Annotated in this window: 24 protein-coding genes; 14 read left to right on the top strand and 10 right to left on the bottom strand. The window is 32.7% G+C overall.

Annotated elements, in window-relative coordinates:
* Position 1: 1 nt before the first annotated feature.
* Positions 2-295: an acyl-CoA-binding protein gene (locus BUC09_RS10045; RefSeq protein WP_073311142.1), complete on the top strand. Its 294-nt coding sequence runs from the start codon at positions 2-4 to the stop codon at positions 293-295.
* Entirely contained in the window at positions 285-1175 is an 891-nt protein-coding gene (locus BUC09_RS10040; protein WP_073311140.1) for a superoxide dismutase, read from the top strand. Before BUC09_RS10045 ends, BUC09_RS10040 begins: the two co-directional genes overlap by 11 nt.
* A 37-nt stretch (positions 1176-1212) precedes the next feature.
* Here the strand turns inward: BUC09_RS10040 and lgt are convergent, their stop codons facing one another.
* The 6 genes from lgt to BUC09_RS10010 all read right to left on the bottom strand — a co-directional run bounded on the left by lgt (position 1213) and on the right by BUC09_RS10010 (position 5289).
* The gene (gene lgt, locus BUC09_RS10035; protein ID WP_073311138.1) at positions 1213-2142 is read right to left on the bottom strand and encodes a prolipoprotein diacylglyceryl transferase; all 930 of its coding nucleotides are present in this window, start codon (positions 2140-2142) and stop codon (positions 1213-1215) included.
* A gap of 81 nt (positions 2143-2223) precedes the next feature.
* Positions 2224-2448, bottom strand: a complete 225-nt coding sequence (gene yidD / locus BUC09_RS10030) for a membrane protein insertion efficiency factor YidD (RefSeq protein ID WP_073311136.1) — start codon at positions 2446-2448, stop codon at positions 2224-2226.
* Between the two features lie 59 nt (positions 2449-2507).
* Positions 2508-3170 carry a response regulator transcription factor gene (locus BUC09_RS10025; RefSeq protein WP_073311347.1) on the bottom strand — a complete coding sequence of 221 codons (663 nt, stop codon included), beginning with the start codon at positions 3168-3170 and terminating at the stop codon, positions 2508-2510.
* 4 nt (positions 3171-3174) lie between these two features.
* Entirely contained in the window at positions 3175-3942 is a 768-nt protein-coding gene (locus BUC09_RS10020; protein WP_073311134.1) for a sensor histidine kinase, read from the bottom strand.
* Positions 3935-4579 carry a hypothetical protein gene (locus BUC09_RS10015; RefSeq protein WP_073311132.1) on the bottom strand — a complete coding sequence of 215 codons (645 nt, stop codon included), beginning with the start codon at positions 4577-4579 and terminating at the stop codon, positions 3935-3937. The genes BUC09_RS10020 and BUC09_RS10015 overlap by 8 nt, the downstream gene beginning before the upstream one ends.
* A gap of 35 nt (positions 4580-4614) precedes the next feature.
* Entirely contained in the window at positions 4615-5289 is a 675-nt protein-coding gene (locus BUC09_RS10010) for a hypothetical protein (RefSeq protein ID WP_073311130.1), read from the bottom strand.
* A 274-nt stretch (positions 5290-5563) separates the two neighbouring features.
* On the opposite strand from BUC09_RS10010, the gene BUC09_RS10005 reads away from it, so the two are divergent.
* From BUC09_RS10005 to BUC09_RS09995, 3 genes are all read left to right on the top strand, one after another.
* Complete coding sequence (locus BUC09_RS10005; RefSeq protein WP_073311128.1) at positions 5564-6850, top strand: hypothetical protein; 1287 nt, start codon at positions 5564-5566, stop codon at positions 6848-6850.
* A 46-nt stretch (positions 6851-6896) separates the two neighbouring features.
* Positions 6897-8897, top strand: coding sequence for a hypothetical protein (locus tag BUC09_RS10000; RefSeq protein WP_143161906.1), 2001 nt, complete (start codon positions 6897-6899; stop codon positions 8895-8897).
* A 165-nt stretch (positions 8898-9062) separates the two neighbouring features.
* Positions 9063-9410 (top strand): GIY-YIG nuclease family protein, encoded by a 348-nt coding sequence (locus BUC09_RS09995; RefSeq protein ID WP_073311124.1) that lies wholly within the window; start codon positions 9063-9065, stop codon positions 9408-9410.
* A 537-nt stretch (positions 9411-9947) separates the two neighbouring features.
* Here the strand turns inward: BUC09_RS09995 and BUC09_RS09990 are convergent.
* The gene (locus BUC09_RS09990) at positions 9948-10355 is read right to left on the bottom strand and encodes a hypothetical protein (protein ID WP_073311122.1); all 408 of its coding nucleotides are present in this window, start codon (positions 10353-10355) and stop codon (positions 9948-9950) included.
* A 149-nt stretch (positions 10356-10504) separates the two neighbouring features.
* A complete protein-coding gene (locus tag BUC09_RS09985) occupies positions 10505-11065 on the bottom strand; it encodes a helix-turn-helix domain-containing protein (RefSeq protein ID WP_234972548.1) in 561 nt (186 codons plus the stop codon).
* Positions 11066-11347: 282 nt separating this feature from the next.
* Here BUC09_RS09985 and BUC09_RS09980 point away from each other — a divergent pair, with 282 nt between their 5' ends.
* From BUC09_RS09980 to BUC09_RS09945, 9 genes are all read left to right on the top strand, one after another.
* A complete protein-coding gene (locus BUC09_RS09980) occupies positions 11348-14080 on the top strand; it encodes a class I SAM-dependent DNA methyltransferase (RefSeq protein ID WP_073311118.1) in 2733 nt (910 codons plus the stop codon).
* A gap of 96 nt (positions 14081-14176) precedes the next feature.
* The gene (locus BUC09_RS09975) at positions 14177-17233 is read left to right on the top strand and encodes an RNA-directed DNA polymerase (protein WP_073311116.1); all 3057 of its coding nucleotides are present in this window, start codon (positions 14177-14179) and stop codon (positions 17231-17233) included.
* Between the two features lie 14 nt (positions 17234-17247).
* The gene (locus tag BUC09_RS09970; RefSeq protein WP_073311105.1) at positions 17248-19293 is read left to right on the top strand and encodes an McrB family protein; all 2046 of its coding nucleotides are present in this window, start codon (positions 17248-17250) and stop codon (positions 19291-19293) included.
* Entirely contained in the window at positions 19286-20560 is a 1275-nt protein-coding gene (locus BUC09_RS09965; RefSeq protein WP_073311103.1) for an McrC family protein, read from the top strand. Before BUC09_RS09970 ends, BUC09_RS09965 begins: the two co-directional genes overlap by 8 nt.
* The gene (locus BUC09_RS09960) at positions 20553-21308 is read left to right on the top strand and encodes a LytR/AlgR family response regulator transcription factor (protein ID WP_073311101.1); all 756 of its coding nucleotides are present in this window, start codon (positions 20553-20555) and stop codon (positions 21306-21308) included. Before BUC09_RS09965 ends, BUC09_RS09960 begins: the two co-directional genes overlap by 8 nt.
* A 138-nt stretch (positions 21309-21446) precedes the next feature.
* On the top strand, positions 21447-21593 hold the full coding sequence (locus BUC09_RS14850) for a hypothetical protein (protein WP_200778486.1): 147 nt from the start codon (positions 21447-21449) through the stop codon (positions 21591-21593).
* 5 nt (positions 21594-21598) lie between these two features.
* The gene (locus BUC09_RS09955; protein WP_084127192.1) at positions 21599-21760 is read left to right on the top strand and encodes a DUF1737 domain-containing protein; all 162 of its coding nucleotides are present in this window, start codon (positions 21599-21601) and stop codon (positions 21758-21760) included.
* A gap of 516 nt (positions 21761-22276) precedes the next feature.
* A complete protein-coding gene (locus BUC09_RS09950; protein ID WP_073311099.1) occupies positions 22277-22891 on the top strand; it encodes a transposase in 615 nt (204 codons plus the stop codon).
* Positions 22892-23042: 151 nt separating this feature from the next.
* Entirely contained in the window at positions 23043-23600 is a 558-nt protein-coding gene (locus tag BUC09_RS09945; RefSeq protein ID WP_073311096.1) for a DUF4494 domain-containing protein, read from the top strand.
* An 86-nt stretch (positions 23601-23686) separates the two neighbouring features.
* Here BUC09_RS09945 and BUC09_RS09940 read toward each other — a convergent pair whose 3' ends face one another.
* Together BUC09_RS09940 and BUC09_RS09935 are read right to left on the bottom strand one after the other, a co-directional pair.
* Positions 23687-24619, bottom strand: coding sequence for a hypothetical protein (locus BUC09_RS09940; RefSeq protein WP_073311094.1), 933 nt, complete (start codon positions 24617-24619; stop codon positions 23687-23689).
* Positions 24620-24787: 168 nt separating this feature from the next.
* Complete coding sequence (locus BUC09_RS09935) at positions 24788-26677, bottom strand: T9SS type A sorting domain-containing protein (protein WP_073311092.1); 1890 nt, start codon at positions 26675-26677, stop codon at positions 24788-24790.
* Positions 26678-26697: the final 20 nt, after the last annotated feature.

The following is a 26697-nucleotide window of genomic DNA, read 5'->3' as shown; positions in this document are numbered from 1 at the left end:
TATGTCTGAAAAAGATTTAGATATTTTATTTAAAGAAGCATTTGAAAAAGCTTCTTGTATGGAACAAGACTCACTTCCACAAGATACTATGTTGCGTCTTTATGCATATTATAAACAAGCAACTCATGGTTCTATTGGTAATAACAATAGTTTTAATTACTTCAATGGTCAAGATGTAAGAGATGCTTTTAAAACAAATGCTTGGCTTCAAGTTAGTAATGTTTCAGAAGAAGAAGCTAAGAGACGTTATATTGATTTAGTTAACGAAATTCTTGAAGGGAAGAATGAAAAATAATAAAATTTTATATGTAAGCTTTGCAACAGCTTTACTTTTGATTTCTTGTAAAAAAGATACTTTGGTTGAAGTGGTTGATGTACCAGATACTCCAATTGTCAAAATTGAACAAAAAGGAGGGAAACCTTCAGATATTAAAGCAATTGAGGGTGCTTTTAGTCTTTATGTATTACCTTTTGATTACAATGCTCTTGAACCAGACTTTGATGCAGCAACAATGGAGTTACATTATTCCAAACACTATTTAGGTTATGTTAATAGCTTAAATAAGTTCATTGTGGGGACTAAATATGAAATTTTAGAGCTAGACCCTATCTTAAGAAATTTAAACTTATCTGACGCAGCTATTAGAGATAATGCGGGTGGTGTTTACAATCATAATTTTTTCTTCGAAGCATTAGCGCCTAAATCTGGAGGAGAACCTTCAGGAAGCTTGTTAGAATCTATTAATAAGGATTTTGGCTCTTTTGATGAGTTTAGAAGACAGTTTGTTGAAACTTCAAATAGATTAACTGGTTCTGGTTGGACTTGGTTAGTATCTGATAAAACAGGTAAGCTTAAAATTGTAACTTCTGCAAATAATGATAACCCTTTAATGAAGAATTTAGGTATTTCAGGAATTCCTATTTTAAATCTTGATATGTGGGAACATGCTTATTATCTAAAATTTCAGAATAGAAAAAGAGAATATGCGAATACATTTTTTAGTGTAATTAATTGGGAAGTAGCAGAAAAGAGATATGAAGCTTTTAGTAAATCTGCTAGAGTTACAGCATCTGCACAACCTGTGCAATCTGTTGAAGTGACTGCAGAACCTGTAAAGCACGTAATTCAAGAAAAACCAAAGCAACAAGAAAATAGTGTTGATGAATTTCAATAAATAAAAAAGCCATTCTTTAAGAATGGTTTTTTTATTTTTATACTTCTTCTGTTTTTAATTTGGCAGTAAAAATCAAATAAAGCCCTGCGAGTATAAACGGAATACTTAACCATTGACCTGTTGACAACATTCCTAGTACATTTTCAAATCCACCTTGGCTTTCCTTAACAGATTCTACAATAATTCTAACAGTAAAAAGCGTTACTAAAAACATTCCAAAAAGATAACCTTGTTTTAAGCGAGCATTAGTTTTCCAGTATAAGAAAAATAATAAGGCAAAAACGAAAATATAACCAAAGGCTTCATATAATTGTGAAGGGTGTTTAGCAGGTATTTGATCTAAGATATAAGCAAATTTTGGATTTGTAGCAATTGCGTTATAAGCTTCCTTTGGATTTGGGATATTTGTTTTTTGCATTGCTTCGTTAGGACGCATTGTATCTTGAATGAATTTGATGCCAAAAGAAGATGTTGTTTCATGGCCAACAATTTCAGAATTGAAAAAGTTTCCTAAACGAACAAAAATAGCCCCACTTGCTACTGGTATAACCACTCTGTCTAGTACCCATAAAACTGGTTTTTTCATTACCTTTTTAGAGAAAAAATACATAAAAATAATAACAGATATTGCGGCTCCATGACTTGCTAATCCTTGAAAACCTGTAAATTCAAATTCAGGTTTGAAACGGAAAGGTAAAAAGATGCTAAAAAAATCTTCTTTAAATAATTCTGGTTGATAAAATATAACATGTCCTAAACGGGCACCAAGTAAAACAGATATGACCATCCATACAAACATATTGTCTAACTTTTCAATAGGTTCTTTTTCTCTTTCAAATATTTTTTTCATAATGTAAAAGCCTAAAGAAAAAGCGACTACAAACATTAAGCTGTAAAAACGAATTGTAAAAGAGCCTATTTGTATTCCTTCAGATGGATTCCAAACAAAGTAAAGAGGGTGTGTCATATTATATTTTTTTCAAAGTGTTTCAAAAATAACAATAATAATTGCTACGACAATAATTCTTTTTATGATTTTAGGAATATTTTAAGGTACAGGATCATAGCCACTTCCTCCCCAAGGATGACAACGTCCAATTCTTTTAAGCCCTAGGAATAAGCCTTTAAATGGGCCATGTTTTTTTAAGGCTTCTATCATGTAACTGGAACAAGTAGGTTGGTATCTACAGGTTGCTGGCATTAGTGGCGAAAGTATATATTGATAAATACGTACTAAAAATATAAGCGGAAAAAGTAGTATTTTGTTTAGCATTTAAAAGGATTGTAATATTCAAAATGGAATTGCTAAATTCCGAAAAAAAGATTTCTAATCTAAACAAATGGCTCGGTAAGTTTGTATTTGTGTGAAAACAAAACCAGTCCTACTTTCGATTTAATATTAAAACGCTCAAAAAGAGCGGTTCGATACGCTTCGATAGATTTAATAGACAAATTCATCATATCTGCCATTTGATCATAAGTAAATTCATTGGCATCACAAACCAACTTTAAAAAAGTCAGTTCTCGTTCAGAAAGGACTATATCTATTTTTTCTGAAGTTGGGGGAGCATTATAGTTTTTAATCCGTTTAAGGATATCAGTGATATTATTGTAGCCTATTTTGATGATGTTATCTATGGCAAATTGTAAATCGGCAGCGCTACAGTTTTTATGTAAAAAGCCTCTTGCGCCATGGTGGTAACTACTGTTAATAATGTTTTCATCAAAATGTTGAGTCAATAATAACACTTTGTACTCTTCTTCTTTATCTTCAAGTGCTTGTAAGACTTCAATACCATTCATATTTGGCATCGAGTAGTCTAATATATAAACCTCTGGTTTAGGTTGTAAAGGAAGACTTTCTAAAAACTCCTCCCCATTATCAAATTCATGTATTACCTCATAAGTACCTAGCTTGTGCAAAAGCTCTTTTAAACCTTGTCTAACGATGGCGTGGTCATCAATAATACAAATCGTTGCTTTTTGTGCAGTCATACGTTTATACTTTTTCTGAAAGGACAATAGTTGTACCTTCTCCAATACTTGTTTTTATATCAAAATGATAATTAATAATTGCTGCGCGATTCTTCATATTATGTATGCCTAGCGTAGCTTTGTTAGTTATTTTGGCATTATCAAATCCTTTACCGTTATCGCTTATTGTCATGCTAAAGTTAGGCAATGTATTAATGTTGATGCTAATTTTACTTGCCTTTGCATGTTTAAAGCAATTATTAATAATCTCCTGAAAGATACGATAAACGACTATTTTTTCATTAATAGAATATTCTTTTCTTGAAGTTTCTTCAATGTTTGATTCAATTTTAATCTTGGTATTTTTTTGCAAGCGCTTTACTTCATTTGTAATGGCTTTTAGTAAATCTTGTTGTACTATTAACTGATTGCTCAAAGAGTGGCTTACACTTCTAATAGAGTGTGATAGGTTTCCAACAGATTCTGATAGAGGCTCTAAACTAGATTTAAAAGCGTCGTTATCAAGTTTTAGGTTTTCTATCTGGAAGTTAATATAAGTAAGTTGTTGGCCTACATCATCGTGCAAATCTTGAGCGATGTTGTTGAGTACCTGCTCTTGTGTTTCAATAATGGTTTGATTGAGTGCTTTTTGAAAATCAATGTCCTTTTGATAAATAAGCTTGGTGTAGTTTTTTACTTTGTTTATGTATAATTTAATAATGAGTATACAAAACAGTACCAACAATAGTACAAAAAGCAAACTGATTATGATACCAAAAGCGATACTATACATGTTGTGCTCTTTTTTCTCTAAAAATATAGATGTTCAACAAAGTGTAATAGATGACATTAACAACAGTCATAATTAGAGCATATAGTTTGATGTTCCCAAAAACAATTGTTGATGCCAACTCTTTACTTTTAAACCCAAATACAAAGCTTAATCCAAAAAAGAAAAGGACAGGAGCAGCTAATAATAGATATTTGTTTGCAGTAAAGAAACTAAAGTTTTCCAGTTTAAGATGATGGAAACTTTCCCATATAAAGGCCCCTATATATAATAAAGCTCCAACAATAAAAGTGATATAATTGAATTTATCAGTACCTTCTAGTAAGAACAAATTCAAGAAAGCATAACTAAAAAAAATGATAGTAACAGCTTCCATTACTTTTTTAGACTTGCTGTTTTTTAAAAGAAGTAGTAACCAAAGACCATTATGCAAAATTACATTTATAGTCGAGGAAAACCCAATTGTTTTATTTGTGAATAATAGCGCAGAGTTTATGAGTTCTGTTCCAAAACTGATTAATAGTATAGTAATCAAAATTCGATAGTTCGTTTTTTGAAAACCTAATGTCATTGCATAAATCAATGTAATAATCACATAAATTTTTATGAAATTAATTGATTGAATAAAAAAATCTATCATACTATTTCGTTTTAAAGAACAGAACTCAATATTAATTAGAAACCACTAGAAACTATAATATCTTTAACCCCACCAGGGAAATCAGATAAATCATAATAACCAGCCTCCATTCCTTTTTTAGTTATCTTGAAGATTACTTTTTCCTTTACTTTTTCTCCATTTTCAACTTTTACATTAATCATAGCTTTAGTGAAATGGATAGTATCATTATCAGTTAATTCATATTTCTTCTCAAGATTCAAGAAAAAAGGAATCGAATAGCAAGTTTCATTGGTAGAAAATAAGCTCACTTTTTTAAGTTTTAATGTTGTACTAGACATATCAAAGCTTACATAAGAGTTATAGCAAGAGTCATTTGCAATAGTCTCTTTAATTTCTTTCCATGGTTTGTCATAATAACGGATAGAGTTACTGTTTTCAGTATGAGCTTTTGCAAATTTTTCAAAGGTTTCAGCATCTTTGATATCGTGCAGTGATAGCATGCAATCTTGTAAATCAAGAGCGCATAATTCGGCTCCATGTTTTTTTAACCAATCTTGTTTAGCAGAATCTCCTTCTTGTTTAAGAAGTTCTTCTACTAAAGTATTGTTACATAGTGAATCAATTTTTGCCTCAACTTGAATGTTTTCACCTGAATCATCAACTTGTTTTTCTTTCTTGCATCCTATGATAGCAACAGAAAAGAGCATAATAAGTACCGTTTTTTTCATAATGTAGTGTGTTAGGTTAATTGTTTTACAAAGTTTGTTCATTCTGTTTTTTATCAAACTAGGGAAAACCCTATTTCGTGAGTAAGATATCCCTAATGCCTTGATTCTTGCTAAAATATCACTTTTTTCTTAATAAAAAGACCTTGATGCCTATGAATTAAGAAATAGGGAAAGAACTATTTTAAGTAGGGTTTACCATAAGAGTTAACCTATTTAACCAATTTAAATTTGACTTATACAATAAAAGTACCAAGACAATTTTAAAACTAATAGTATGAAAACGAAACGCAACACCTTACTCATTTTATTTCTTATAAGTCTGTGCTTAAACAGTTATGGGCAAGAAGTATATAGTGTAGCTTTTGAAAGTAAGTCAATAACCTTTTCAAAAAGCGCCAAAGACGATAAAATAGAAAAAATTAAATTGAAAGTTAAACAGGCTTTGCCTGAAAACTTAAATGATTATTCTTTGAGAATTAAAGTGGACTCTATGAAGTCTACCTTATCAGCTTCAGAATATATTCTTGATTTTAAAGAAAGATTATTGACTAGTACAAAAGCTGAAGATGTTATTTATCTAACTATTTTGAAAGACTCTTTAGAAACTAGTGATCGTAAATTGTTTTTATCAATAGATGTTTTTGATAAGAATAAAAAATCGGTAACTAAAATGAATCTAGCCGATAATCAAAAGATTGAAATCATAGTGAAAGGCATAAAGAAAGAGGAAAAGGCATTTAGTAATTATTCCTACTTATCCTATGCAGGAACAAACTTTGACTTAGTGAATGGTACTGAGCCTAAGAATCTGTTTTTTGCAACTAATGTTTTTATTCCTCCAGTTAAAAATAAAAATCGTTACGGATTTTATCTAAGCTTATATGGTAATAGAACCATGAGTGATATAGATTCTACAGGAAACGTTAGAAGAACTTCAAAAATGATTAAGCAAACAGATAGTACTTATTTAAAATATACTGAGCAAAGTAAAATGATCACTACTAGAGTGTCTGACAATATTGGGGCTCATATTAACCTTTTAGTTCCCTTTTTTAACAAAAATGAAAAGAGTGACTTAAAAGTCTATTACTCACCGTCTTTAGAATTTGTTTGGAGAAGAACTAAAATTAATCAGCAGTTTAAAGATCCTATTTTGCAAGATTCAACTATGGTCAGTGGCATAATTCCAGGCTCGATGGTATTCGATTCAAACAGTAATAGACAGTTCAATGAGTATTCATTTAATGCTGGCTTAGCAGGATTATTTGTAGCATTAGAAAATAGTGCCATAAGTGTTAGAATGCATGCATCTACTGGATATTCTTCAAATTTTTATCCTACACAATCGATGACTACTAATACTACAGTTACTACAAGAAGTCATGATATTTTCTTTTCAGGTAGAGTTTGGATTACAGAACCTGTTACTGGTATAACGCTTCAAGCTGAAGTCACAAATACGTCTAAGAATCCAAGGCCCTTTTTTGGAGCTACTTTGTCTAAAGCATTCAACTTAAAGGATATTGGGATTTTTAAACCACTCAATACCACTTCTAAATAAATCAATTTAGAGATTTCACTCAAATAAACAACTTAAATAAAACACTATGAAACTATTTTTTAAAACCATGATTATGGTTGTGACTGCACTAAATTTGTGTGGTTGCAAACCTGTCAAAATGTATGTGAATAGGGAGTTTCCACCTCTTTCAACAATAGATCAACAATATGCATCGACAGATGTAAATTTAAAAGAACTTAACGATTTTAATTCCCACATAGGAGTTCACATAGATAAAGATGTAATTAATCAATATCTACCTAAAGAATTAAAAAAAGCAGCAGAAGCAGTAAAAAGTGAAGATGTAATTCTAAAAAGTATAGAACCCAAACTATCGTTTGATAGACAAGGTATTTTTGTTGAAGCAGATTTCTTGCTTAACATCCCTAAATACAATGCAGATGTTAAAGGTACTTTTAGCGGCGTTACAGCTATATCTACAGTAAAAGATTCATTGTATTTACGAAATGCAATACAATCTTTAAAAGTTAGCAATGTTAAATTCCTAAAAAGACCAAAACTTTCAGGAAAAGCATTGGCAAAATTAATAACACCAATTCTTAAACATTTTATAGATAACGCAAATGGAGAAATTTTTAAAAAACCAACAGTTATTAATATAGGATGGGGAGAAGTTTATAAACTTAAATTGAAAGAGATATTTAAAGATCAAAATACAGAGGTAAGTATAGATTCTATTGTAGTTTCCAGATTTGTAAAAAAAACTTCTATTCGTGTTAAATCAGAAGGAATTTCTTTAATGGCCGAATTGCAAAGCAGTAAGCCTACTCTAGACTTGATAAAAGGAAATTCTAGACAAGGTAGAACTAATTCTGAATTGAATAAGTTGTTTAAAGAATACAATAAAAAATTTGATAGCATTTGGTCACAAGTATACGAACCTATTGATGTCGCTTCTTTAACTACAGTGAATATTAGTAAAAGCGAAATAGCAACTATTTTGAATACAGCTTTTTCAAAGCCCATAACTTTAAAACAAAGTTTTGAGATTCCTAAATCTACGTTTAATGAAAAGTTAGAAGTAAAAAGGGGTGATATAGACTGCCAAAAAGTAAGAACGCCATTTAGTTATCCAGATTTTAATGGTGATAGCTGTGATTGGAATTGTATGCGTACAGTAACAATTGGTGTGTGTCCATTTTGTAGAAGAGTTCGCATCGAAGATCCTGCTTGTGCAGCAAGTAGAAGAGCTTGTAGACTAAGGGTTGAAGCAGAGAGAATTGTATGGCAGGCAGCTCGTGAGACAGCTCGTATTGCTCATCAAGTAGAGAATGAAGCAAAAGTAGCTGCTTGTAACGTATGGAGGGAGACTTTAGATTTTTTAGCACTAGGGAGATTTAAGGGGAGTGTGTCAGGAAATGCTAAAGCTATCATTAATTTTGATTCCTTACAATTTAGTCAAACACTATCTGAGATTAATTTAAAATTTTCTGGAAATGTTAATGGAGCATTAGATTCCAATATAGAATTGATTCCTATAGATTTAGGACATGTGTTTTTTTGTTTTACATCTTATGAAAAAAATACTAATAGTAATGTAAGTGTTAATATACCTAACAATACTTTGAGAGTTGGAATTAATTCGGAAAGTGAAGGTGAAAATTTAATTCTAAAAATAAAACCTAATAAAATAAAGTATAATGCTTCTGTAAGTCCTAGTCCACTTCATGCCATGTTGATGGATCCTGTTTTTAGTACAAAGTGTCCTATTTATTTGTTGATAGGTGCTGCTGCTGGTGTAGCTCAAATTGCGAATATGCTAAACTTAATTAAGTTAGCACCAGAACAAGAATTAATTTTGGCTGGGACTGTAAATGGAGAATATGGGGTGGATGAAATGCGAGTTCCTTTTAAACCTATTGTTTTTAAAGTTAACGGAGAAGAAAAGAAAGCTTCACTTTTTTGGCATGACAAATCAATACAGGCTAAATACCTTAAACCAAATGGCGTACAGCAACAAAAACCAGAAGAAACACAAGTAATTCAAACCGTAGCTAAAAATGTCACATTGACTAACGAAAATTAAGGGTTTTTAAAATTTGTTTACGAATATAAAAAAGGCATCATTTGATGCCCTTTTTTATTGAATTGCTATTTAATTTTTAAATATCGTTCCCTGAGCGGAGTCGAAGGGAACATGGTTTTAATTTATGCAGAAAATAGTATTTTTATCTAAAATGAATTACACGCCATGAAAGGATATATGTACATTTTAGAATGTTCAGACGGAAGTTATTACACAGGAAGTACCATAGATTTAGAACGACGATTACAAGAACATCAAAACGGGGAAGGAGCAAACCACACTAAAAAACGACTACCCGTTTCCTTAGTCTATTGCGAAGAATACGAACGTATAGACGAAGCCTTTCACAGAGAAAAACAAATACAAGGCTGGAGTAGGAAAAAGAAAGAGGCGTTGATAGCATCTTGTGAAAAATCATTGAAAGAAGCCGCTCAATGTATTAATGAAACCCATTTTCAGAATTATAAAGGTGGTTTCGACTCCGCTCAACCACCGTTTAAGAATGGTGACTGAGCATACTTGGTGACTGAGCGTAGCCGAAGTCACACTACGATTTCGACTCCGCTCAATCTCCGTTAAATAACATTCTTCTAGGGTGGCTGAGCGTAGCCGAAGTCACAGTTCAGCTTTGCCTTCAAGAATCACGTTATGTTGCCTTCGAGGGCCTCAGGCAACAACTACAGTCTCAGCCACCAAGAGGACGTTTTAGGGTTACGGTGGCTGAGGTTCTCGAAGCCACACTCCGATTTCGTCCTTCGACAGACTCAGACCCCGAATCAATTCTATAGTTGCCTTAATATGTCTTGTTGCTTGAGCTGAACCCTGAGCCTGTCGAAGGGCAAAGCCACACTACGATTTCGACTCCGCTCAATCTCCGTTAGGCTAACGTTTTTTATGGTTGGTAATTGTATTTGGTGACTGAGGGTATTTGGTGACTGAGCGTAGTCGAAGTCACAACACTTTCTCAATGTTCCCTGAGCGTAGTCGAAGGGAAAACAACAAAACCCCAAAAGCTAACACCTTTGGGGTTTCAATGACCTAAAAAGAAAACTACAACGTTGCTTTCTTCTGCGTTACTGAAGTCATAAACGCATCAATCTCGACAATCTCCTTCGAGATACGTTCTACGTCCAACTCCTTTTCCAGCAAAGCTACCACACCATAATTGATTCTACGATCTTCCAGAAGAAACTTTCTGTAATCCAGTTTGCGGAGCTTCTTTAAATTTTCCTCCTTGATACTACCCTCAGGAAGCGTTGGTAAAATAGCATTAATCGTGTTCATTTGCGTGATGACCGACTGTAGTTCAGTTTCGATACTCAAAGAAGTATTAGCATAATTTCGAGTCAGTTTACTCTCGTTTAGCTTTTTTAATTCTAAATTCTCTTTCTCAGTTTGAGCCCAAGTTAACACAGCGTCGCAATCAGATACCTGTGTCAGTTTTTCAATTGAATACATGATATAAAATGTTTAAATGTTATACCAGCAATCAAAACAAAATTCAGTCCAAAAATTCTTACAAAACTATCTTTTAGCACAAGATTAACAAGACCAGAATCAAAGCCTAAATCTACGTTAATTTTTATACTAAACCTTCTGGTGGAGCGTTACATCAGCTTGCTCTTATGAGCGCTAAGCGCACTAATCATGCCATCTAATGCCACTATTTCATACTGACAGGCCAACTGTTCCTGCCAATTGTTCCGTGCCAATTTCTTTTCGGCTTGCGATAATAAGTGATCTAGTTCATTTTTGCGAGCTTCTTTGTTGTTTTCTTTTTCGTAGATAGCCACTTGCATCGCCGCAAATGCCTTTTGCTCATTGGCGATCATTGTTTTTAGCTTGCGTTCCAGTTGCTTCTTTTTTAATTCATGTTTGGCAAGCATCTCCTCAATAGTGGTGACCGATGCTTTTTGTAACGCTTTTTTATCTGTACCAGCATCCTTTCTTTTATTCATGGCATCACTCACATGATTCGACAAAGTGGCCAGTTTAACTAGAGCATGAGTGGGTAAATCCCGCTGGCCAACTTCATACATAGAAATTTGTGCTTTAGGAATACCTAACAGTACAGCAGCCTCTTCCTGAGTGATACCTAATAATTTTCGAAGATTCATACTAAATGCAAAATGTTTGTGATTATTTATTTCAAAATTTAATTTAGGCACAATATCGTGCCAATTTTTTTATGAAAAATAATTTTAGCACAACATTGTGATTTTTTTAAAATTAAAAATTATTTAGGCACATTTTTTATCAAACAGGATAATTACTTCAATCATAGTTTTAAATGGCTAAATATGAGAGGTTAGTAATTATTCAGTGCATTTATTTATAAGCACAAATTAATTGCTCGTTTAGTTTTAGTAAAACCTCAAAGTCACAAATATTGGTGATTGTGTAAGTCTTTTTTTATAGTTATGTTTGAAAGAAACAAATTTTAAAGAATTATGGCTTTAAGTTGGAATGAGATTAAAGATAGAGCAGTAAGATTTTCAAAAGAATGGGAAGATACACACAATGAGGAAGCAGACGCAAAACCTTTTTTAGTCGAGTTTTTTAATGTTTTCGGAATAAACAGCAAAAAGGTTGCAACCTTCGAGCATCGAGTAAAAAAACTTGATGAAAAGGACGGCTACATTGATTTACTTTGGAAGGGAACTATCTTAATCGAAATGAAAAGTCGAGGCAAGAACCTTGACCGAGCCTACCAACAAGCAAGAGATTATCTTCACGGATTAAAACAACACGAATTACCCAAATACATTCTTATCTCCGATTTTGAGGTTTTTAGACTTTACGATTTAGAAGACGACAACCTCATCGAATTTAAACTGAACGATTTAATTAATAATGTTCAGCACTTCGGCTATCTTATTGGCTATCAAAAAAAGGTTTACAAAGAACAAGATCCAGCCAATATAAAAGCGGCTGAATTAATGGGTAAACTACACGACCGATTAGAAGAAATAGGTTATACCGGACATTCGTTAGAAGTGTATTTGGTTCGTATTTTGTTTTGTTTGTTTGCCGAAGACACAACGATTTTTACACTACAACAATTTCAAGATTATATTGAGTTTAGAACCAATGAAGACGGAAGCGACCTTGCTCCGAAACTTCAAGAACTATTCCAGGTATTAAACACTCCGAACGACAAAAGATTTAAAAACCTTGACGAGCAACTAAACGAGTTTCCTTATGTAAACGGAAAGTTATTTGAGGAAATTTTACCAATGGCGAGTTTTGACAGCAAGATGCGTCGAGCGTTAATAGATTGTTGCCGTATTAATTGGAGTAAAATTTCTCCCGCAATATTCGGGTCGATGTTCCAAAGTGTAATGAACCCAAAAGAAAGAAGAAATCTTGGAGCGCATTATACAAGTGAAACTAATATTCTAAAATTAATTAAACCTTTGTTTCTTGACGACCTTTGGAAAGAGTTTGAAAGTGTAAAAGGAAATAAAAATAAACTTCACGAATTCCATAAGAAAATAAGCGAACTTAAATTCCTTGACCCTGCTTGTGGTTGCGGAAATTTCCTTGTTATTACTTATCGTGAATTGCGCTTATTGGAAATTGAAATTTTAAGAGCAACTTATAAATCCGGACAAGGTGTTTTAGACATCGGAGATATTATTTGGTTGAATGTCGATATGATGTGCGGAATTGAATATGAAGAATTCCCCGCTCGTATTGCCGAAGTTGCAATGTGGTTAATCGACCATCAAATGAATATGTTGATTAGTAATGAGTTCGGACAATATTACGCCCGACTACCATTAAAGAAATCGGCTAAAATAGTTCATGGCGATGCGTTGGAAGTCGATTGGGAAGAAGTTGTTTCAAAAGATAAACTATCATTCATTATCGGGAACCCGCCTTTTATTGGTTCCAAGATTATGAGCCAAATACAACGAAATCAAATTGTAAAAGAATTTGATAACATTCAGGGAAGCGGAGTTTTAGATTATGTTTCGGGCTGGTATCTTAAAAGCGCAAAGTATATTCAGGGAACCAAAATAAAGGCGGCTTTTGTTTCAACAAATTCAATAGTTCAAGGCGAACAAACAAGTATTTTGTGGGGGCAAATGTTAAACAAGTATGGTGTAAAAATTTATTTTGCACATCGCACCTTTAAATGGAGTAATGAAGCAAAAGGCAATGCGGCGGTATTTTGTGTGATAGTAGGATTTGCTAATTATGATACTACTAATAAAACCATTTTTGAATACGATGACATTAGGGGTGAAGCGCATGAAATAAAAGCGAAAAATATAAACCCTTATTTAGTTGACGCAAAAGACGTTTTAATTGAAAAGAGAACAACTCCTATTTGTCCAATTCCAAAAATGAGTTTTGGGAATATGCCGTTAGATGGAGGAAACTTACTTTTGACAGACGAAGAAAAAAATGAGTTTTTAATTAAAGAACCCAAAGCGGAAAAATATATTTTACCTCTTATATCGGCTTACGAATTTTTAAATGGTCATAAACGCTGGTGCTTATGGCTTGTTAATGCAGAACCAAACGAATTAAAACAAATGCCAGAGGTTTTAAAAAGAGTTGAATTAGTTAAGCAATTCCGTTTAAGTAGTGTTGCTCCATCTACTCAAAAATTTGCATTGACCCCGACTTTATTTAGAGATAAAAATAGACCTGATACTTTTATTGTCGTCCCAAGAGTTTCTTCGGAAAACAGAAAGTATATTCCAATGGGATTTTTTGATAAGAATTCAATTGTAAGTGATACTTGTATGTCAATTCCAAATGGCACTTTATTTCATTTCGGAGTATTAATGTCAACAATGCACATGGCTTGGGTAAAAACTACTTGTGGAAGATTGAAAAGTGATTATAGATATTCGAAAGATATTGTTTATAATAATTTCCCGTGGCCGGAAAACCCAACTGATAAACAAATAAAAGCAGTAGAAGAAAAAGCGCAAAAGGTTTTAGATGCAAGAGCCGAGTTTCCTAATAGTTCATTAGCCGATTTATACGACCCGCTAACTATGCCTCCCGCATTAGTAAAAGCGCATAATGAATTAGATAAAGCGGTTGACCTCACATATAGAAGTCAAGCCTTTACGAGTGAAGCAAATAGAATGGTGTTTTTATTTGAATTGTATGAGAAATACACAGCTGGATTGTTTGTGAAGGGGAAGGAAAGTAAAAAGTAAAACGAAGAAAGAAGCTACCAAAAACTTGAAATCGTATTCTAAATAGGATGAGGTTTTGGGGATGGTGGTTGAGGATTAATAAAAACAAACAACACAATGAACTATACTTTAGAAGATCTTATAATAGCCTATAAAAAAGTTAAAAATGATATCTATCATGATAAGAGCAATATATCAATATTTAAGATTGTTGATTTTGAAAAATATTTGATTGAAAACCTTGAAGTTTTATTAGAAAATCTTAATAATTATAATGAACAATATTTTAGTTCTCCTGATTTTTTTGGAGGCTTTAATGTTTGTTTAAAATCAACTGAAATTACAAATTCAGACAGGAATGATTCAGGAATTTATTTTTCAAATCATTTTGAAGATTCTCTAGTACCAAATAAAATTAAATATCGATATATTGGAGATAATTCAATTGAATTTCAAATTTTGGGCTCATTATGGATAGATAAAATAGGTGTTCATTTAGAAAAAAATGTATCTAAAAATAGTTATGGTTGTAGATTAGATAGACCTTTTCAAAAGGAAAATGAGTTTGTTGATAATTTAATTAGATATTCTGAAAAGGATTATAAAAAATTAGATAGTCATTTTAGACCATATTTTTTGGATTACAAGCGTTGGCAAGAAAATAGCTTAACCCAAATTGAAAAGTCTTTAGATGAGAATAAAAAAATTGCTGTTTTAACAACAGATATTAAAGGTTTTTATCATTCAATAGATCCATTTTTTTTAAAAGAATTTTTTGAAACAAGTAATGAAGAACAAATTTTTAAACATTCAAATTTGAATTTAATTTTTTGTAATTGTTTACAATTGTGGAGTGAATTTAACTATGAGAAAATTAAAAATTTAGGGTTTGATATAGCTGAAAAGCACATAGGAATACCAATAGGTTTAAGCGCTTCTAAAGTTATAGCAAATTTATTTTTGCATGATCTTGATAAAGAAATTGAAAATAATTTAAATCCTCTTTATTATGGTAGATATGTCGATGATTTAATTATAGTTATTGAAGATAAATTAGGTTTTAAAAATAGTCAAGACTTTTGGGATTTTTTTAAAAGCAAGATTTTTAAGTTGCAATTAGAAAATTTAAATGATAAAAAGATAAACTTTAATATAGACACTTATTGGAATTTTGAAAAAACAATAACACTTAATTCGGATAAAGAAAAACTATTCATCTTACATGGACTTTCTGGCAAAACTTTTATCGAAACAATAAAAGATACCATGAATGAAAATAGTAGCGAATGGCGCTTATTGCCAGACTCTGAAGATGATCTTTTGAATCTAAATAAAGAAGTAACATCGAGTAGCAATGATATAAAAGAGATATCTAGTAATCTAAGGCAAGCTGATGGAGTTAGCATTAAAAGAATGAAGTTTGCATTGCGATTAAGAAATTTTGAAAACTTCACAAGTACTGCTCCTAAAAAAGAATGGAAGAAAGGATTAGAAGACTTTATTGCAATATGTTCTGATTTTATAATAACACCTGAGAATATTGCTACTTACTTAAAATACATTCCAAGAATATTTGGTCTTACTGTTTCAACTAATACTAATGAACTTTATTTAAAACTTTTAAAAAGTTATCTAAATTCTTGGGAAATATTACATAAAACAAAAGAAAGGAATGAAATTTTAAAAAAATCAGAATCTTTTTTAAACCTAAAAATTAAAGAGTCTATACTGTCAAACATTCCTATAAAATTATCGAATTTTGACTTTTTAATTTATGATTACTTTTTAAAATCTACTACATCATCAAGAAGCAACTTTCAAAAATTGCAAGCATATCCTTTGATGCTTTTCTTATGTGACTTACATCAAAAACCATTTAAGAATAGTTTGTTTGAAAATGATTGGCAAAAAAGAAATCACTCCAACAAAGCGACTAATTTTTACATGTTAAATGTTTTAGGTGAAAATTGTAATACTATTGACATTAAAACTTATAGAGATTTTTTTAAAAATATAAATCAAAAATTTTCATCAGAAACAAACGATTCTAAAATTCTCCCAAATGCAATTTATTTTTCAACGAGAAAATTAAATGCTTTAGAACTTAGTATGATATACTCTCAATGGTCTATTGATAAAGATAAGTATTCAACAAACTTTAAAAGTTATTTTAATTTGTTTAATATACCTAATATTAGCTTAGAAATTAATGACAGTTATATTGATAGTAATGTATCTGATTCAAAGTTCAATTTAATTAAATTTCCAACAAAAATCAATACTGAAAATCCAAAACTGGTATTAACGAATTTTTTAACTACAGACGAATCATGGAAATCGAATGTAAGAGGTGATAACTTTGAACCAGATAGTTCACGTTTTACAAGAATAAATAGAATTATTAATGATATTTTAAAGGAGTGTAGTAGATCAAAGATTAATGTCGATTATATTGTTTTACCAGAACTTTCTATGCCGAGACAAAGTATATTAGATATTGCAAAAAAATTAAAATCTAAGGGAATATCTTTAATCACTGGTGTTGAGTACGAAAAAGAGTATTCTCAATCAATTCAGAATAATTATGTAGGCAATGTATCTAATCAGTTGCTATATATTTTGAATGTGAACAATGGGAAGTATAATGATCAAATAGCAATTATTCAAGAGAAAACTATACCAGCAATACATGAAGAATCGGAATTATTCAATGTAGGAGGAATGAGGCTGAATCCAAAAAACAATTTAAAGTATATAATTGAACATAACAATTTCTTTTTCGGCGGATTAATATGTAATGATTTATTAAATATTGATTATAGACAAGTACTTAGAGGTGAAATTGATACTCTTTTTGTAGTTGAATGGAATCAAGATATCGATATGTATAATCATATAATTTCGGCTACAAGTAATGATTTACATTGTTATGTAGCTCAAGTGAACAATAGAAAATATGGAGACACGAGATTAAGAGGTCCTTTAAAAGAATCTTATGAAAGAGATGTCGCAAGAGTTAGGGGCGGTGAACTTGATTATTTTGTTGTATCATCAGTTAACGCAACTGCTTTAAGAGAATTTCAAAGATTTTATAGATCACCCAATAAGCCTTTTAAACCAGTTCCTACTGGTTTTAAAATGAGTGAAGAAAGAAGAAAAAAAGATTTGAAATAAAATAATATTTGATAATGTCTGAACTACAAAATAAAATTCTTAAGCTATCAAATGAGATTTTGGATTATCTTTTAGAATTTAAAAAAAACAATCCCGATTTTACTTTTTCTTTAAGAAAAAGAGATAGCGCGCAATCTAAGGGAGTGAAAAGACTAGCTACTGGTCAATGGTTTCAAGGATCTCATTATATATATGTTCCACTATTTTACCGAGGTGACAATGCTCGAAAAATTAAAACAATTGGATTTGTTATTAGTTTTAAAAAAGATGGTTCGCTTAACAATTATATAGAAATTTCATTTAAAGATGGAATAACAACTTTCGAAGAGAAAGAATTCCATAGAATGCTTGCTAAATTTTTAAATCTCAAATTAAATAGTAAAAATAACGGGCAAAAAGTTTTTGATAATCAAAATGACATTTGGAATAATTTAAATTATTATATAACTGATTTTAGAAATTATGCTTTGAAATTGATTGAAGATTTTGATATTAAAGACAAATATCTAATAAGTGAAAATGAATTTCAAAAAGATTTAAAAAGAATATTAGCCATTAAAAAAACTTTATTACCTATTTCAATAGATAGCTCTCAAAATATTATACCTAAAACTCTAAACAAAATGCTAAATCAAATCTTATACGGTCCTCCAGGAACAGGTAAAACTTATCACACCATTAACAAAGCAATTGAAATTTGTAATCCTAGTTTTAATCTTGAGCACGACCGTAAAGTTTTGAAAGATGAGTTTGATAGGTTGGTAAAAGAAGAGCAAATCGTTTTTACGACCTTTCATCAAAGTATGTCGTATGAAGATTTTATTGAGGGGATAAAGCCTAAAACAGTTAACAATACAGTACATTACGAAATCGAAGATGGTCTATTTAAACAAATTTGTCATAAAGCTAGAACCAAAAATGGCAATTTTGATGCTGTGATTGAAACCTTTAAAAAAGATATTTCAGAAATAGATGGTAAGCAAGCTCTAACAATAAATGCTCCAAACTCTTCTTTTGATGTGATTTATAGAGGAACAAATGTTTTTTATGTACAACCTCATAACTCATCAAAGGATAATCCTTGGTATCCTGTAAACATTAGTAATATGCAAATTGCATTTGAAACTAATAATTACGATAAGTTATACAATCCAACTTATATTAGAGGGATACTACATTATTTAACTTCAAATTACAAATTAGTTAAGGGGGAGAGTGAAAATAACAAAAACTACGTTCTTATCATCGACGAAATTAACCGTGGTAATGTCTCTCAAATCTTTGGCGAATTGATTACGCTTATTGAAGAAAGCAAGCGCTTAGGCAATGATGAAGCGCTAGAAGTAACCTTGCCTTACAGTAAAGATCTATTTGGAGTGCCACCTAATTTGTATATCATTGGTACGATGAACACTGCTGATAGAAGTGTAGAAGCTTTAGATACAGCACTCAGAAGACGTTTTAGTTTTGAGGAAATGATGCCACAAACAGAATTGCTAACTCCCTCAGCTTTGTATTGTAAATTGTTATGGGAATATAAAGATGTTCGTTGGGAGAATAAGGAGTTTATGGAAAAAGAGAAGTCCTTTTTTGAGGTTTTTGGTTGCCCTGATGATTTTAATATAAAGAAAAATGATATTTGGGAAACTATGAAGGAATCTGACGATAAGACTAAATTGGATTATTTTAAAGATTTTAGTTTTTCTTTAGATTTATCGAAGATTTTAAAAACTATAAATAAGCGCATCGAACTACTTTTAGACCGTGATCATACCATAGGGCATTCGTATTTTATCAATGTAAATTCCTTAGAAGATTTAGAGAATACCTTCAAAAATAATATTATCCCATTATTGCAAGAATATTTTTATAACGATTACGAAAAAATAGCGCTGGTATTAGGCGAGGGGTTTGTGGAGATTAAGAGGCCACAGGACAATCAAGTCAAGTTTGCAAAATTGTCGGTGGGACTAGAGCAACCAGAACTTCAAACGGAATTTGCTGTTAAAAAGGGTTTTGATATACAAAAAGCAATCAATTTATTAGGTTCAAATGAGTAAACCTAAAAGCATACAAGTTTTTGAATATTCCACCTTAATTTGTGGGCAGGAATATAATGGACATCATTTTAAAAAAGCGCATTTTAATGCCTTGGTCAAATTGAATGAGATTCATAAAGGCAATTATTTTACCATAGGAGTAAATAAAATTACCTTCAAAAACTATGTGGGTGTTCTACAAGTGGATGGTTTAGTCATTGAAATTTTACCCAAAATAGATCAATACGAATCGGATTCGGAAAGTAGCAAAATAAAATGGCAAGCGGCATTGATAGAGATGCTTCGAGTAACTAAGCGTTTGAAGATTAAAGAAAAGGATGAGGCATCGGTAGCCACACAATCGAAACATTTGCTAGATATTTACTTTGAGTGGTTTTTAGCTGAGGTCCAAAAACTCATCCATCAGGGACTCATCAAACAATATTATAAAGAAACCAGTCAGGTAAAAGCCTTAAAAGGCAAACTCGAATTTGCGGGGCATATCGCAAAAAATGTGGTGCATAAAGAACGGTTTTATGCCACTCACCAAGTATATGATAAGGACCATTTATTGCATCAGGTGTTGTTTTGCGCTTTAGAGATTATTGCTTCGCTCACTAAGGGGAGTTATTTGTACAGTACATGTAAAAAAGTCCAACTGGATTTTCCTGAAGTAAAAACAATCAAGGTAAGCGCTAAAACCTTTGAGCAAATCCCTCACGACAGGAAAACAGCACCGTATGAAACGGCATTGGCAATTGCTCGGATCATCATCCTGAATTTCGCACCAAACGTCAAAACAGGCTCCGAAAATATGTTGGCACTACTTTTTGATATGAATGTCTTATGGGAGCAATACATTTTGGTGCGGTTGCAACGTGCCCAAGAGAAAAAAGGTTTTACGATCATAGGGCAAAATTCCAAACCTTTTTGGCAAAATATTGCCATTCGCCCAGATATAGTTTTATCAAAAGGAGAAAACGAAAACTATATCATTGACACCAAGTGGAAGAATATCGATCAATCCAAACCATCCACACAAGATTTACGCCAAATGTATGTGTACAATGAATATTGGAACAGTAAAAAAGCAATGTTGCTCTATCCTACAAACGCTATCTCGAGTGAGATAAACGAAAAAGATTTTGTTGCATTTCAGGAAACTCCAAATGTGAAAGACCATCATCAGTGTAGTTTAGGTAAGATTTCTATTTTCAAAGAGGGTAGATTAGATGAAGAAATAGGAAATACGATTCTTAAATGGTTTGAAACTTCAAAAAATGAATAAAATAGCTTTACTCGACGACAATCCTGAACAATTGCAAAGCAATTGCAATTACTTAAAAAGCGTAGATAGCACTATGGTTGTTACTGCGTGTACCAGTGCAAAAATCTTTATGGAGGAAGTAAAAAAAACGATGCCTGAGGTACTGGTGCTGGATTTGAATTTAGGAGATTCGTACATGACGGGTATGGAGGTGGCCTATGAGTTAAAGCTACCTGTACTATTTGCCAGTAGTAATGTACCCCAATACATTAAAGAGATTGAAACTCTAAAAAGAGAGTTTGGCTTGTGTGTAGAGCACATTACCAAACCATTTACTAGTGATGAATTCATCAAAACCATGAGTCGTTTTTTTAAAGAGATTCAGTTTTTTGGTGCTATCGATTATGTGCATTTGCATTTGGGTAAAAAGGGGAGGACAAAAATTGCAACGAATAGTATAGTTTATTTGTCTTCGGATAAAGAAAATGGGTCGGAGTCGAATAATAAGATGATTCATTTTACCCATCAAAAACCAGAAAAGCTAATTGACTTTTCGTTTACGCGAATGGAGGAAATAGGATTGCAAAAATCGCAGTTTGTCACCATTCATAAATCGTATCGTGTAAACAAGCATCACATTAAAAGTTTTGATAAAAAAAGAGAAACCCTTGCAGTAGAAATTTTTGATGGAGTTCAAAATTTGCCTGTGGTAAGGCATCTTCCAGTTTCTGAAAATTATATTTCTGCGCTCAAAAAAATCCTAAAATAACCGCTCTTGTTACTATAGTTTTCGGTTTTGTTATTCTGCTACGGCTGATATTTCCCAACATTGTGCTATCTCGCCTAAAAAGTAAACATTTGAATCATCAAAGCATAAGCTTTGTGTGAACTTAAAAAATTATTTAGAATGAAAAGCACAAATTCTGCAGTGAAGTCAGGAAGTAAACCAGCCACTCCATCGAGTACTCCATCTCCAAAAACTAATCCTAACTATCCTAGTAAAAAACTAGGAATGCCATCTGGACCACGTAGAGGTAATACTCCTAAAAAGTAATTGCTATGGAATACAAGATTATTACTGCGACTTATGAGTCTAAACTAGAAGAAGAGATTGCAGCTTTATTAAAGCAAGGTTGGAAGCTTCAGGGAGGTATCAGTATTTGTTACAATAGGGGTTATGGAAACACTGACCTTTACTTTGCTCAGGCATTAATTAAGTAGTACTATTTTAGCTTTCAGACTCTGTGTTTTAAGTAAAAGCTAAAAGTAAGCCCCTTAGGTGAAAATCTAAGGGGCTTGTTGTTTGTTACACCCCTAAGATCGACCTTGAGGGAATCTTAGGGTTTATAATAGTGAGTGATCTTCAACGTCACGGAAATCTTTCAGCAATTGCCGAACCCTTTCAGTAGTCGGTAGACTTTGAAAGCGGTTAAGGGTAGGGATAACCGCCAAAAGGGTCTTTGACCGCTTTTGGGGTTCTTTGACCGCTTTTGAGAATAGGTAGCCAGAAGTCAATCTTTTAATCAGTTGGTTGATTTAGAAAGCGGTTAAGGGTAGGGATAACCGCCAAAAGGGTCTTTGACCGCTTTTGGGGTTCTTCGACCGCTTTTGGGGCTCGTTCGGAAAGATTAACTGCCGATAGAGTCTTCAACTGCTATCGGAGTTGAAAAGAAAAAAATATTCAATAAAAAACCTTAAATTGGTCATTAGTAAAAGCCATGATTAAAATAGTTAACAATGCCACAATTAAAACAGACGATCGAATATGGTCAGTATTATCATATTTACAATCGAGGGAATAACAGGAATGATATATTTTTTGAAACGGATAATTATAATCATTTCTTAAGATTATACGATAAATATATCGACCCAATAGCAGAGACATATGCTTGGTGTTTGCTTAAGAATCATTTTCATTTTTTAGTTCGTATCAAGGACAAAGAAGAAGTTGCCAAGATTACCTTAAAAAAAGGGAATTTAGATAATCCTAGAATTTTAAATCCGTCACGGCAGTTTGGTCATTTGTTTAATGCCTATACACAAGCCATTAATAAACGCTATAAAAGAACAGGTAGTTTATTTGAATCGACATTTGAAAGAAAACTGGTTGACTCAGAAAAGTACTTCCAAAAATTAATTTTTTATATTCATAACAATCCAGTGCACCATGGTTTAGTTGATTCGATGATCGAGTATCCTTGGAGTTCGTATCTTACAGTGACTTCAACTAAAGAAACGAAGTTGAATAGAGGTGAGGTTATTAAGGTATATGGAGACTTGGAAAATTTCAAATATTATCATAGTCAAATGCAGCATTTTAACCAGATAGAAAGTATTATCATTGAATGATGTGGTTAACCGCCAAAAGGTCTTAACCGCCAAAAGGGTCTTTGACCGCTTTTGGGGTTAGTTTAACTCGTATTTTGTGAATATCTCTTTCTAAAAAGTAGTCCATTCTTTTTCTAAAAAAATTACATTTGCCCTCCTTAAAAAAATAATTATGAGTGCAACTTGGTATGAATGTAAAGTTAAATTTAGAAAAGTAGATGAAAACGGTGTACAAAAGGTAACCACAGAGCCTTATCTGGTAGATGCCTTATCGTACACAGAAGCCGAGTCAAGGATTACGCAGGAAATGATGAGCTATGTAAGCGAAGAATTTAAGATTACCAATATCAAGGTGGCCAATTACAATGAGATTCATCCGTTTGAGAATTCGGACCGTTGGTTTCGTTCTAAAGTAGCTTTAACAGCGTATGACGAAGAGAGTGGGAAGGAACGCAAAACAAATATTTATTTGCTAGTTCAAGCCAATGATATTAAAGAAGCTTTTGATAATACTATGTATGCGATGAAGAATACAATGGGGGATTATACAATACCTTCAATTTCGGAATCTCCTATTATGGATGTTTTCCCTTACTTTAGTGGGGAAGAAGACGGGTTAGAACAAATCGAAAAGTTTAATGCCCTTAAAAATTCTAAACCAGAGTCAGCCACTGAGGTGGAAGACCACATGGAGTTTGATGCTGAGGTTGTAGCAGAATATACTGAATAATTCTGTTTTGATTTATAAAAAAAGAAACATCCTAACGTAGTGAGATCAAACTAGGTTAGGATGTTTTTAATTGGTTGTAGATCACATTAAATCTTCGCCATAAAATCGTAAATATACCAGTAGTTTTGACCTGTAGTGGTCGTATTTAACAAGAAGGTAGGATTAGGCAATACACATGGTGTAATGTTTGTGTTGTGTGAAATACGTCCTGATGAACTCCCCACTGTCCATCGTTTACCACAGCATGCATCAAAATGAAATCCTAACTCTTTCATAGTCCAATTTGAATTAGCCGTTAGATTTTTATACGAATATTTAGCAACGTAAGGTCCGCCTGCCGTAGTGTATTCAAAAATATCACCAAGAGTTGGACTGCAAATCAAGTTGGTTGTACCTGAAATGGCATGAAATTTATTGCCAACTACTGTTAATCCGTTGTATTGTGAAGTAGGACCCGGAGGCGCAAATACACTACATACACCACCTGGTACAGACACTTTCATTAATTGCGAAGTGCCTTCTTTAATGGCTACAAATAATCCAGTGTTTCCATAGTTTTCGATATCCTGTAGCGGTACTGTTGTAGTAGCTACTACACTAGCGGCACCTGTAGAGATTTGTACACGCAATAATTTACTTGGAAAGTTTGAGTTCATACCTGTAACGGCCCAAGCAAAATCTGGTACGCCAGGCATGTCACATAGTCCTGTTACTGAACGAACTAATACACCACCAACAGTAATTTGTGATACAAAATTGTAAGCCGTAGGGCTTGCACACAAGTCGACTTTAAAGATTGTAGAGGCGAATCCAGCAGGAACGGGCGAACCGCTCGAGCCTGATAATACTAAGGCGTACACTGTCGAACAAGGTGCTAAGGCTTGCGAGATCACTTCTTGTTGTTTCTGACTTTCTGTTTTGTTGGTGGTGATTAGTTGTTCTTCTTCTGCTTTATCGCAGGAAAGAAAAAAGATAGCCGTGGATAAAACTAAGGCTATTTTAGTTGCAAAATTTTTCATAACATGTCGTTTTTTAGTTTGTTTATTGATGGTTAAAGTAAGTTGTTTTTTCTTACAAAAGGTACGGGAAAATCACCCTTTTTATTTACGGAAAAACCGTAAATTTTAAACTAAAAAATCCTTTCTAAGTAATTGACTCAGAAAGGATTTATAATAGAAGAACTCTACTTACTTAATCACTAATTTTTTAGTAATTACTTTGCCTTCTTTACAAGATAATTTTAAGGTGTAAATACCAGGTTTGTACTGATTTGATACACTCATTTCGATAGCTTTATCATTAGTTTTACTAAAAGGTAAAATACGAGTGTTTCCAGTATAATCAATCGTTTTTACTTCAGTTACTTCATAACCAGCAGTGGTAAACGTAAGTTTTTCGCCAACTGTAACTGGGTTAGGATAGAGTACAGTTTCTTCTTGAGTAACTGTTTCGTTAGCTTGTCTTGCTTTAGTTTTTTCATCAGTTAATGATTCTTCTATTGCATAGTTAGGAGATCCGTCTGCTAATAATCCTTGAATGACTACTCTAAACGCTTTACGGGTTTCATTCCATGGCATGCAATCGTTCCAAACACCGTGTTTGATATAATACCATTGGTTCACCACTAAATTAGCACTAAACGTTGCAGAGGCATTTGTACAACATTGATCTGGATTTCCAGGGACATTGCTATTACCAGTTGTAGAACCATTAGGTGCATAAAAAATAGACCAGTGGTGATTTACAAATACGGGATTGTTATGAGCAGCGGCTGTTACTGTTACATTACCATTTAAATTACTACTAGGCGCTAAGTTAAAGTTAGTAGTATAGTTTGACCAACTTACATTTTGTGGTAAAGCAGTGCGTTGTTCTGTCCAGTTTACACATGTACTATACACCCCATGTTTGATGTAATAAAATTTTGTACGGCTAAGACCTGTGAAAGTTACTGTATTGCCACTTTGAGTAAGTCCTACTTGACCAATTGTTGCCGCATCTGATGTAGCACCCTGCGCATTTGATTCCATTAATGCCCACCAGTGGTTAAGACCTGTAGTTGTATCTGTTGCATTTGCTGTTACACTTATAGTTCCATTAGGAGCGCAAGAACTAACAAATGTAAATGCTGGTGATGCATTGTTTGAAAGCACTCTAAATGTTCTTGTAGCTTCTACCCACGGAACACATGAATTCCCTACAGCTAATTTTACTTGGTATTCAAATCCATCCACAAAAAAATAGTTTTGCGCTGCAAATAGGTTAGATAGATTTAAAACACCTACTTGCCCTAAAGTCCATCCGTTTGTACCTAATTGTGTTTGCCATTGGAATGCTCCTGTAGAACCTATTGGTCTTCTCCAAATGTCTATATAGTATTGTGTTTCATCAATCGAATTGGTCCCATTCATGTATACATCTTCACCTGGACAAAAGTCGGTTTTACGAGTTCCAGCAGCATTTTGAAAAAATAATGAAGCATTTATAGCTGAATTTACCGTTATGTCATCGACTTCCATTTGGATTTGCGCGCTGTTATTAGCACCTGAATCGGCAGTCATTAAAGGATATAACCATAATTGTGAAAAGTTACTTGTGGGTGTATAGAATAACGAAATGGTTCTCCATGTCGAACCTACATTGGCTACCGTTTCGCTCCAGATAGTTTGTACGTTTGTAGGATTAGGTATTCCAGTAGCATTTGTACTACTTAGACCAGAAGCAGCTCTAACATTAAGCCTTGAATTTAAGACTGTCGAGTTTGGATTACTGATATTTGTAGTGGCTCTAACTCGAAACGAAATCAAGTAAGTTTTTCCTGATTGAAAATTATAACTTGTTCTGATTCCTTCTCCTGTATTACTATGAGACCAAAGCCAAACCCATGTGTTTCCTCCTACGGTTCCCATAGCAGTAGGTGTTCCATGAGTTGCTAACCAGTTGGATACACATTGATTTGATGTGTTGTAACCATCTCCAATGCAGCTACTGTTTAATGTTCCGTTGTTGATTACACATTGTGCGTTTATAAGTACGCAAAAAAGTAATAGTACTTTTGTAAAAATAATTTTTCTCATTTTTTAGTGTTTTTAGTATT

This window comes from Flavobacterium terrae (assembly GCF_900142035.1).
Classification (GTDB): domain Bacteria; phylum Bacteroidota; class Bacteroidia; order Flavobacteriales; family Flavobacteriaceae; genus Flavobacterium; species Flavobacterium terrae.
Note: the sequence above shows the minus strand (reverse complement) of the source record. Positions and strands in the feature narration are given on the sequence as shown.